This window comes from Sulfurovum sp. (genome assembly GCF_049668085.1).
Lineage (GTDB): Bacteria > Campylobacterota > Campylobacteria > Campylobacterales > Sulfurovaceae > Sulfurovum.
The window spans coordinates 1-2,269 of sequence record NZ_JBATIY010000133.1 but is presented as its reverse complement, the minus strand read 5'-3'; the positions used below and the strand labels follow the sequence as shown (position 1 = coordinate 2,269).

The 2,269-nt window shown below is 34.3% G+C and carries 5 protein-coding genes; 2 read left to right on the top strand and 3 right to left on the bottom strand.

The window, feature by feature from the left end:
* The 3 genes from WBM70_RS08560 to WBM70_RS08550 all read right to left on the bottom strand — a co-directional run.
* On the bottom strand, nt 1–447 hold a 447-nt coding region (locus WBM70_RS08560; RefSeq protein ID WP_424558089.1), incomplete at its 3' end, for a hypothetical protein.
* Nucleotides 447–641, bottom strand: coding sequence for a hypothetical protein (locus tag WBM70_RS08555; RefSeq protein WP_424558088.1), 195 nt, complete (start codon nt 639–641; stop codon nt 447–449). The genes WBM70_RS08560 and WBM70_RS08555, both read right to left, overlap by 1 nt.
* Nucleotides 638–1,171, bottom strand: a complete 534-nt coding sequence (locus WBM70_RS08550; protein WP_424558087.1) for a carboxymuconolactone decarboxylase family protein — start codon at nt 1,169–1,171, stop codon at nt 638–640. The genes WBM70_RS08555 and WBM70_RS08550 overlap by 4 nt, the downstream gene beginning before the upstream one ends.
* 106 nt (nt 1,172–1,277) lie before the next feature.
* Between WBM70_RS08550 and WBM70_RS08545 the strand changes: the two genes are divergently transcribed.
* Together WBM70_RS08545 and WBM70_RS08540 are read left to right on the top strand one after the other, a co-directional pair.
* The gene (locus WBM70_RS08545) at nt 1,278–1,958 is read left to right on the top strand and encodes a MerR family transcriptional regulator (protein ID WP_424558086.1); all 681 of its coding nucleotides are present in this window, start codon (nt 1,278–1,280) and stop codon (nt 1,956–1,958) included.
* A gap of 112 nt (nt 1,959–2,070) precedes the next feature.
* Nucleotides 2,071–2,269 (top strand): PEP/pyruvate-binding domain-containing protein (locus WBM70_RS08540; RefSeq protein WP_424558085.1); only part of this gene is annotated, 199 nt, incomplete at its 3' end.

The window sequence follows — 2,269 nt, the reverse complement described above, 5'->3', positions numbered from 1 at the left end:
GTTTTCTTCAGTATATTGTTCTGCAAATTTTGCAAGCATCGTGTCAAAGGTATCTTCAAATACATCTTCTAACTCATCATCTTCATTGAGTGAAAAGCTTCCAAAGCTTTGATAGGTCAATGCAAATGTTTTTTCATTGTTGTCCAAGCGTTTCACTTCTTCACCAACAACGAGTTGAATATTGACCACTGTTGTGTCATTGAAGACTTTTTCATTGATAAGAACTGCCAAAGATCTTGGGTCATACCCTTTTGTATCGATCTTCAGATCATCTGTCGTTGATTTTAAACTCTCCAAGATCGTACTTTTGTATGTTTGTGGAACAGTTTTACCACCTATTTCTACAACCAAATAGAGTTTGTTAATACCTGACAAGGTATACATGGTCGAAGCATTTAGTATAATATTGGTAAAGAATACTAAGAGAAAGCTTATTTTTAATTTCATCATTTTTTACTCACTTTATTTGCTTTGTAATGTGTTTTTTTAGTTTTTGGATTCTCTGGACCTCTAAATGTAGCGTCCTTCTCATCCCAGTCTAATTTTTTAGCTTGTTGTTCATAAGGTGCTCCAACGAGATAGAAAATAAAATCCCAAATTCCAATGAGAAACCTCTTTATAAATCCAAATAATTTTTTCATGATTGCCCCAAGCCAAATACATTAGAAAGGGTATTGATATAATTAAAATATCCAGTGATAGCTACTGCCTCTACAATTTGAATGTCACTGTAGCCCAGCTCTTTTAAAGTATCTATCTCTTCTTTTAGGATCTTATAGTTGTCTTTTTTTGATGCTTTGATACAAAAGTTCAATAGGGCTTTTTCACTTTCTGGAACATTCATGGCATCAACACCTTGAAGGACTTCTTCTATACGTTCCTCTGCCATTCCAAGCATTTTAGCTATGCCTTTATGGACATCTACACACATTTTACAACCGTTTTCCAGAGAGATAAGCAGGGCAATAGACTCTTTTGTATCATAAGAAAGTGTTGTTTCATCAAGAAGGTATTTTTGTATCATGCCATCAGTTGCAAAGTAGATCTTCTCATCCAGAGCCAAGAGTTTAAAGATCTCACCCAGCTGACCTGTTTGCTCTAATATCGGTTGAGCTCTTTTTTGAATCTCTGAAGACATCTCTTCAAATTCAGGTAATTGTATGTGTGCCATATTTGTCCTTATTTTATGCGTCATTTTCAAAAACGTTAAGTTGAACTTTACGTTTTAAGATTATATGCTATAATGCATTAAATTAAAATTAATCATTAAAGGCTGAATGTTGGAATATAAGATATCTGAACTTGTTGCCAAGACGCATGTTCCTAAGTCAACGATTTTGTATTACATCAGGGAAGGATTACTTCCTGAAGCGAAAAAAATTAAATCAAATGTACATCGCTACAGTGATGAGCATATTGAATTAATTAGTTATATCATGTATATGAAAGAAGAGATAGGCAGTACCAATGAGCAAATAAAGTATGCCTTACAGAATCAAAACCAGTCTTTTTCCAGCTCGGCAACCATGTTGCAGCCATTGATGAATACACTCAGTGCAATTCCTTCTGATGCTGAGCACTTTACCAAAGAAGAGTTTATAAAACATTTTAATGTAGACACTATGCTTTTAGAAGAATTATTGCATGATGGTATTGTGTTGCCACTGAATGAAGATGACTATACAGACAGAGAAGCCAGTATCATTAAGTTAGTTAGCTATTTTAGGGAAGTGGGTGTGGATCACAGCATTTTAAAAGCATACGTGCATCATGCCAAAGCATTGAGCGAACTAGAATACCAGATGCAAACACAGCTTTGTGATGTCAGAAATGAGAAGAACTTCTCTCTACTTTGGAAGATCATGTTTGAAAGTCTTTTTAATGCAAAAAACTATCTATTAAATCGTAATACTTATCGAGTCCTACAAAATTCTGTTAAGAATGAGATAAAGCAATAGTCCTGTTGCCCCTACTACACGTATTTTCGATTGTATAGCTTAAATTTTTTATCAATAATCACACTATTAATTATTTAGGAGTAGAATAAATAAAAGGGTGAAAGGATAGCTTATGTCTCAGTATATCAAATGGTTCAATGAACTTAGTATAGAAGATGTTGATCTTGTTGGCGGTAAAAACGCCTCTTTAGGTGAAATGTATCAAAACCTAACAGAAAAGGGTATACGTATACCTAATGGTTTTGCTATCACTGCAGAGGCTTACCGTATGATATTGGATAGTAACGGTGCATGGGAGAAATTGCATACCC

Coding starts and splice junctions, on each gene's coding strand:
- WBM70_RS08545 (WP_424558086.1), top strand. CDS start 1,278: ATGTTGGAATATAAGATATCTGAACTTGTTGCCAAGACGCATGTTCCT.
- WBM70_RS08550 (WP_424558087.1), bottom strand. CDS start 1,171: ATGGCACACATACAATTACCTGAATTTGAAGAGATGTCTTCAGAGATT.
- WBM70_RS08555 (WP_424558088.1), bottom strand. CDS start 641: ATGAAAAAATTATTTGGATTTATAAAGAGGTTTCTCATTGGAATTTGG.